Raw genomic sequence first — 7,242 nt, forward strand, 5'->3', positions numbered from 1 at the left:
AAGCAAGTTTGCTCCAGGGATCCCTTGTCTAGGGTTTGCTGCCGCTGCTTTCCTCAAGTTCCTGCGCTGGCTACTAGCGTATATGGTAGAGGAAAGCCTCTTTTCGGGTCTTTCCCTCTCCCTATGCCCAGGGTTGGCACCTCTCGCCAGCAGAATGACCTCGGTTTTAGCTTTGCCCAGGCCAAGGGGCTAAAGCCCTACCAGCGTAAGCAACTGCAACGCCTCTACCAACTGCGCCTGCCCCCCAACTGTCTGGTGACGGTGGAGTTTGCCCAACGGCTGGGATCCCTCACTCAAGATCTGGAAGGCCAGCCCATTAGTGTTTACCTCAACCGGCGCGGCCAAGTAATTCGCGTGGGGCTGGGATCCCCCTTTGAAACCCAGATCCCGGCTTGGGAGCTGCCGCGCCAGGGGGCGGAGCGCCTCTCTGGGATCCGCTGCATCACCACCCAGGTGGGGGCGGGGGGGCCTAGCCAAAAAGCCCTGACAGCCATGGCCCTACAGCGGCTGGACGCTCTCATTACCCTGTCGGTATCCCCCTTAGAGGGACGGCTGCGCCGCGGAGGAGCGGCCACAGGCTTTATCAAGTGCGCCTACTTGGCCCATCTGGTGCCGGAGGAAGAGCGCCGTTGGCAGGTTTCTGAGCCTTTGCCCCTGGGGATCCTGGCAGAGCAGGATCTGCAGGAGCTGGTGGCGGAGCTAGAAGATGGCTTTCGCCGCCAAGCAAGCGCTCGCCAGGTGGATCCCCAGCAGGAGCGGGCCATCCTGGTGGGGCTGCAGGAGTCGGGGCAGAGCAGCGAAGACCTGGTGGACAGGCTGACAGAGCTGGGCCGCCTGGTGGAAAGTGCCGGCGGACAGGTGCTCCGCACTCTTTGGCAGCGGCGGGAGGGCCCCGATTCCGCTACAGTCATTGGCTCGGGTAAAGTCCAGGAGTTGGCCTTGCTGGTGCAGGATTTGGGGGCCAACTTGGTGGTGTTCGACCGCGAGCTCACCCCCAGCCAGGTGCGCAACTTAGAAGAGGCCCTGGGGGTGCGGGTGGTGGATCGCAGCGAGGTGATCCTAGACATCTTTGCCCAGCGGGCCAGAAGCCGGGCCGGGAAGTTGCAGGTGGAACTGGCGCAACTGCAGTATCTCCTGCCGCGCCTGGCTGGTCGCGGCCGCACCATGTCGCGGCTGGGGGGTGGGATCGGCACCCGGGGGCCGGGGGAAACCCAATTGGAAATGGAGCGGCGGGCCATCCAGCGGCGCATTAGCAAGCTGCAGCAAGAAGTGGAAGAGCTGCGCCGCCACCGCCAGCGGCTGCGCCAGCGACGGGAGGGATCCCAAATTCCCGTGGTGGCCCTGGTGGGCTACACCAACGCCGGCAAATCCACCCTCCTGAATGCCCTCACCCACGCCCAGGTCTACGTGGCTGACCAACTCTTTGCCACCTTGGATCCCACCACGCGGCGGCTGGATCTACCTCACCACCAGGCGGTGCTGTTGACCGACACGGTGGGCTTTTTAACCGAACTGCCTGAGCAACTGGTAGAGGCCTTCCAAGCCACGCTGGAGGAGGTGACGGAGGCGGATGCTCTGCTGCACGTGGTGGATCTCTCCCACCCCAACTGGGAAGGGCAAATCGAGGCGGTGGAAAAATTGCTGGACGAGATGCCCCTGGCCACCGGCCCGCGACAACTGGTGTTTAACAAAATTGACCGCCTCGATCCCGAATGGGTAGAGGATGTGCGCCTGCTTTATCCTAAGGCTCTCTTTGTCTCCGCTGCCACCGGCCAAAACTTGGATCAACTGCGCCACACCCTGGCCCAATTTGCCGCAGCCTTTGCTCCCACTTCCTTTGGGGGTCGGCAGTTTGGGGATCCCTGAAGCATTTCATCAGAAAATCGAAACTTGGCGGCTGCCCTCTCGCGCCTGCCGGCCCCAACATTCAGTTACATCAGGGTTACGATGAGTGTTAAGTAAAGTTGCCATTTGGTAAAGGGGGGAAACATGGCCGCTACGGCAGTTGCACCGCGTTCAGCTCATCTTACGCTGCAAACTCTGCTCATTGGGGCCGATACCCTGGCCATCCGCTCCCAAGACTGGGATCGGGATCGGTTTGACATTGAATTTGCCCTGGAAAATGGCACGACCTACAACTCCTTTTTGATTCGCGGGGAAAAGGTGGCCCTGATTGACACCTCCCACGAAAAGTTTCGCCAGCTGTACTTGGATCTGCTGCGAGGCATCCTGGATCCCGCCACCATCGACTACTTGGTGGTCAGCCACACCGAGCCGGATCACAGCGGCCTGGTTGGGGATCTGCTGGAGCTAGCCCCTCAAATGACAGTGGTAGCCTCCAAAGTGGCCGTGCAATTTCTGGAAAACCTCGTGCATCGGCCCTTCCGGCACCTGGTGGTGAAGCAGGGGGATCGCCTGGATCTGGGCAAGGGACATGTCCTGGAGTTCATCTCTGCCCCCAACCTGCACTGGCCCGACACCATCCTCACCTACGACCACGGCACCCAGATCCTCTACACCTGCGACGTCTTTGGGATGCACTACTGCGACGACTTTGCCTGGGACAAGCATCCCCACCTGCTACAGGCCGACTTTAAGCTCTACTACGACTGCCTCATGGGGCCCAATGCCCGCTCGGTGTTGTCTGCCCTCAAGCGCATGGAGGCCCTGCCACCCATTGCCGCCATTGCCACCGGCCACGGCCCCCTGCTGCGCCATCACTTGTCTGACTGGGTGGAGCACTACCGCACCTGGAGCCTAGAGCAGGCCAAAGCCGAACGAATGGTGGCGGTGTTCTACCGATCGGGCTACGGCCAGGCAGAAGCCTTGGCTCAGGCGATTGCCCGCGGGATCCAAAAAACCGGCGTTGCCGTCGAGCTGGCGGATCTGCGGCTGCTGGATGCCCACGAGGTGCGGGAGCTGATGAGCCTGGCCGCCGGCGTGGTGATAGGCATGCCCCCCCAATCAGGGCCAGATGCGGCCACCACCCAGGTGCTGCTAAAAACCCTCTTGGCCTCTGCCCATAGCAAACAAGGCTTTGGCCTCTTCGAGTCGGGCGGTGAAGATGATGAGTCGGTCTACCTCTGCCGCAACACGCTGCAGGAACTGGGCGCCAAAGAGGTGTTCCCTCCCATTCTCCTCAAGCAGCCCGTGAACGAAACTCTGCTGCAAGCAGCGGAGGAAGCTGGCACTGATCTAGGGCAATGGCTAACGCGGGATCGCAACATTCAGCAGATGAAAGCCTTGGATGCCGATCTGGATCGCGCCCTGGGCCGCATCAGCAATGGCCTTTACATCCTCACCGCCCGCAAAGGACAGGCCACCAGCGCCATGCTCGCCTCCTGGGTGGCCCAGGCCAGCAGCGATCCGCCAGGGATCAGCGTGGCCGTGGCTAAGGATCGGGCAATTGAGTCCTTCCTACAGGTGGGGGATACCTTTGTCCTTAACGTGTTGCAGGAGGGCCACTACCAGCCCTTAATGCGCCACTTCCTAAAGCGCTTCCCGCCGGGAGCCGACCGCTTTGCCGGCATCAAGACCTACCCTGCCGCTAACGGATCCCCTATCCTTGCCGATGCCCTGGCCTACCTGGAGTGCCGCGTGGTCAGCCGCCTGGAAACCAGCGACCACTGGGTGGTCTATAGCACGCTAGAGGCCGGACGGGTCTCCAGCCCTGAGGGCCTCACCGCCATCCACCATCGCAAGGTGGGAAATCATTACTGAACCCCTGATCCCCCTCCCTGAGGAGAAATAGCTGTCCTGCTGCCGCAAGCACTTCCCCCCTTTCAATAGGACACTCGGTAGACCAGCCCGTTGGCATGTAGAAAAAAAGGGCTACCTTCTCCCAAAGGGATCCCGGCTGGCTGCAGGGGAAAAGGCAGCTCTTCTGGTCTTTGTTCCGCCTTCTGAGAGAGGCGGTAGAAGATCCCCTCGAACCTACAAAAGGGAACCTCCGCAGCAGCATGCTGCTGTTGCCAGCGCTGGTAGGGGCTGAGCCGAGCTTCCCTCCGGTCGATGTCCGGCGGCGCCGGGAGAGCCGGCTGGTCAGCGGGCAGAAGAGCCGCCACTCGACTGGGATCCGTTTGGGCCCACCCTCCCCCGGCCAAGGTCAACGCCAAAAGCCAGCCGCTTCCCCAAACCCAGATCAACTGACGCATAACCGGATCCCCGTTCGACTAGCCGCTTCCCAGGCCACTTCTTTGCTCCGGCGCTGAGAAGATGGCTCTTATCTTGCCAAGGCTGGACGGAGGGAGGAGTGACCGAGATCCCGCTGAAACTGTGATCTGGATTCAAGTGCAGAGCGCTGCCGTCTATCTGGTAACCGATTTGCCGGGAGGGTCTGGGCTGCTGGCCTGCACATAGGCCTGCCAAGCCAAGTCCAAAAGTCCATCCAAGACCGCCGCCGCCACGGCAGGGCCGCCCTTACGTCCCTCGGTGCGGATGTGGGGCACCATCGAATCGGCCAGCTCCCGCTTGGCTTTCACCACATCCACAAACCCAGCCGGCGTCGCGATTACCAGGGCAGGGGCCACCTCTTTCTCGGCGATTAACTGCACCAAGGTGGAAAGAGCCGTCTGGGATTGACCAACGATAAAGATGGCCTCAGGATAGCGTTGGGCCAGGGTTTGCAGGCCCCAAGCAGAGCGGGTCTTGTCCCTCTGGGGACGGGTGACAGCTTCGCTGCCGCAGTAGATGGGGTTGGAGAAGGTGTTCTGCACTGCCCGTGCAATGCCCACCTGCACCATTGGCTCGTCCACCACAATGGTGGTGCGCGCCGCCAAAGCCGCCGCCCCCGCCTGCAGCGCCTCGTTGGCGAAACGGAGGAGGTGAAGATATTCAAAGTCTGCAGTAGCGTAAATTACCCGACGCACCACCTCATATTCGGCAGGGGAAAGCTCATGCTTGCCCACCTCCTGATCGATGATCATCAGGCTTTCCGCATCGGTGACATGCCACTCCATTGCCCCTAGACCTCGTGCGCCAGCCGCCTTCCCAGCATTCTAGCTGGGGGAAACCCAGAGCTAGCCTGGCGGCCAGCCCATCGCCCGACCGCCCAGGACGTGGATGTGCAAGTGAAAGACGGTTTGACCGCCATCTTCTCCTTGGTTGATGACCAAGCGATAACCTTTGCTGAGGCCAGCTTCGGCAGCCACCCGCTGAGCCGTCAGCAGCAGGTGCCCTAGCAACGCTTCGTGTTCGGGCTTGGCCTGGGCAATGCCGGGGATAGGCTCCTTGGGCACCACCAAGATGTGGACAGGGGCTTGAGGGGCGATGTCTTTGAAGGCGATGGCCCGCTCATCTTCGTAGACAATCTGGGCCGGGATCTCCCTGCGAATGATCTTGCTGAAGACGGTGTCGCTCATAGGTAGTCACCAACCAATCCTGCCCTTAGCCTACCCGGTTTATGGATCTCATTGGTTGAGCAGCCACTCAAACTCCCGCTGTAAGGATTGAATGTGCCCCACCCGCGAGACCAACAGGGCATCTTCCCCAGCATCCCGAAAGCGAGACCGCCACAAACTCACCAAATCAGGGTTGCTGCACCAAAAGCGGATGACGGTTTCGACCAACTGATCCCAGTCCCAGCCCCGCCGCGCCGGCACCTCCTCCAGGGATCCCAGCAGCGCATCCAGGGTGCACGGGCGGGTGCCCAGGTACTCTACCCCACAAGGCCGCTTTGCCAGCTCCTGCTGCTGACAGAAAAAATCGAGGGCAGGGGCAATGCCGATGATCTCAAAGGTATAAACCATTGGATTCAGTCCTACAGAGTTTTCTCGCGAAAATAGAGATCTTGCCAAAAGAGGCTAGAAGCCCCTCGACCGACTTAAGTTGGGATCCCTTCCCAACCCTCATCGGCCTGAACCTGAATGTTGGTGGATAGTAGGCACTGATTATACTCAACTTGGGCCAATTGCCAAGGCTAAAAAGCAGGTGGACAGAACTCTTTCTCCGCCGGCTACTACCTGGGGATGGATGCTTTGGCACGCAAGCGGGGAGCCTTGCCTGATGAGCGCTCCGGTGAACAATCCTGTGCAGATAAGGGAGAAAACTGCTAGCAAACCAAGGTAGCGAATGCTAGCACTCATCGAGATTTTTTGCGAGTTGATTCTGCCCACATAACAGTCGGCACCCACCTCTCCTACAGACATCAGAGAGACGGTGGTTCCAAGAGAGCGAAAGCCTAGAAACAACTGGTGCGATGAAAGTCTCCGGCCTAGGCCCTTTCTTCTATCCAGGTCGGTATTGGGTTTTGCAGGTTTTGCCCGGCAGGAGAGCTGGGAGCGGGGAGATGAAACTCCAGGCGCGGCTGGCCTACCCCATAGGTGAGGGTGTAGCTCCAGCTCAGGCAGCGCAACCACAGGCGGGGGTAGCGGGACTCCAGCCAGGGTTGCAGGCGCCGCACCAGCTTGGGGAACCAGCCCCGCAGCAGAGCTGAGAGCAAAGCCAGGCCAGTGTAGCTGAAGTAGGTGGGCAGCCAGCGGGCAAAGCCTTCTGCCCCCACTGCTTCCCAGATCCACAGCAGCAGCCGCGGGTTCTGCAGAGCGGCTTTGACGGCCATGCGGTTAAAGGCCAGCCAACCGGCTCGGTCTTTGATAAAGTCGTCCACCACCTCGGGCGGCTCGGTGGTGAGGATGCCGAAAAAGCTGTTGAGAATGGCGTTGATGCGCTCAGGCGGCAACACCTTGCCGGTGGGCACCATCATCCCCCGCGAGAACAACCAAGTGACAGCAGAGTTGCCCTGGTAGGCGCGAACCTGAGCCAAGTCAGAGGCTTTGAGCAGGTCGTGGCGCAAGGCCGTATCCAGCAAATCGCACAGGCGAGAGCAGTTGCGCACCAGGGATCCAAACCCCGTAAAGCTCAAGGGTGATTGCAGGGCTGCCGCATCCCCAATCAAGAGGACGCGGTCGAAGGGCTCTTTGGGAGCTGGCTGCTGGCCGAAGCGTCCGGGGATATAGCCAAAGGTGGCCTTCTTCCACTGCAAGTGCTCCGGGTCGCAGCGGCGGTACTCGGGCAGGATGGTAAAAAAGTCTTCGTACAACTCCAAGAGGGATCCCGGGTTTTCCGGATGCACCTGGTGGTAGTGGAACAGGTAGAAGGTGAGATCCTCCCCTGGCCCAGGGAATAGTTCCCAGATGAGCTGCCGACCGCGGCTGATGTCCCCGTGGCTGGCGAGGATGTCGCCAAATTGGGGATCCCAAACCCCCGGCTCAAACCCCCCTGCAATGGTGGCCCCCACCGTTGGGC

6 protein-coding genes and 1 pseudogene are annotated in these 7,242 nt (G+C 60.7%); 2 read left to right on the plus strand and 5 right to left on the minus strand.

Annotated elements, in window-relative coordinates; all coding sequences use genetic code 11:
* Positions 1 to 123: 123 nt before the first annotated feature.
* Positions 124 to 1,866, plus strand: a complete 1,743-nt coding sequence (gene hflX / locus NW852_RS09235) for a GTPase HflX (RefSeq protein WP_414426673.1) — start codon at positions 124 to 126, stop codon at positions 1,864 to 1,866.
* Positions 1,867 to 1,989: 123 nt separating this feature from the next.
* Complete coding sequence (locus NW852_RS09240; RefSeq protein ID WP_414371538.1) at positions 1,990 to 3,720, plus strand: diflavin flavoprotein; 1,731 nt, start codon at positions 1,990 to 1,992, stop codon at positions 3,718 to 3,720.
* A 62-nt stretch (positions 3,721 to 3,782) separates the two neighbouring features.
* Here the strand turns inward: NW852_RS09240 and NW852_RS09245 are convergent, their stop codons facing one another.
* The 5 genes and pseudogenes from NW852_RS09245 to NW852_RS09265 all read right to left on the minus strand — a co-directional run.
* Complete coding sequence (locus NW852_RS09245) at positions 3,783 to 4,154, minus strand: hypothetical protein (RefSeq protein ID WP_414366525.1); 372 nt, start codon at positions 4,152 to 4,154, stop codon at positions 3,783 to 3,785.
* A gap of 153 nt (positions 4,155 to 4,307) precedes the next feature.
* The gene (locus NW852_RS09250; protein WP_414371540.1) at positions 4,308 to 4,958 is read right to left on the minus strand and encodes a precorrin-8X methylmutase; all 651 of its coding nucleotides are present in this window, start codon (positions 4,956 to 4,958) and stop codon (positions 4,308 to 4,310) included.
* 60 nt (positions 4,959 to 5,018) lie between these two features.
* Positions 5,019 to 5,360, minus strand: a complete 342-nt coding sequence (locus NW852_RS09255; protein WP_414361150.1) for a histidine triad nucleotide-binding protein — start codon at positions 5,358 to 5,360, stop codon at positions 5,019 to 5,021.
* Positions 5,361 to 5,408: 48 nt separating this feature from the next.
* A complete protein-coding gene (locus NW852_RS09260) occupies positions 5,409 to 5,747 on the minus strand; it encodes a hypothetical protein (protein ID WP_414366521.1) in 339 nt (112 codons plus the stop codon).
* A gap of 464 nt (positions 5,748 to 6,211) precedes the next feature.
* Positions 6,212 to 7,242 (minus strand): annotated as a pseudogene (locus NW852_RS09265) (flavin-dependent dehydrogenase); the annotation flags it as partial.

The sequence above is a fragment of the Synechococcus sp. H60.1 genome (assembly GCF_047462335.1).
Taxonomy (GTDB): Bacteria; Cyanobacteriota; Cyanobacteriia; order Thermostichales; family Thermostichaceae; genus Thermostichus.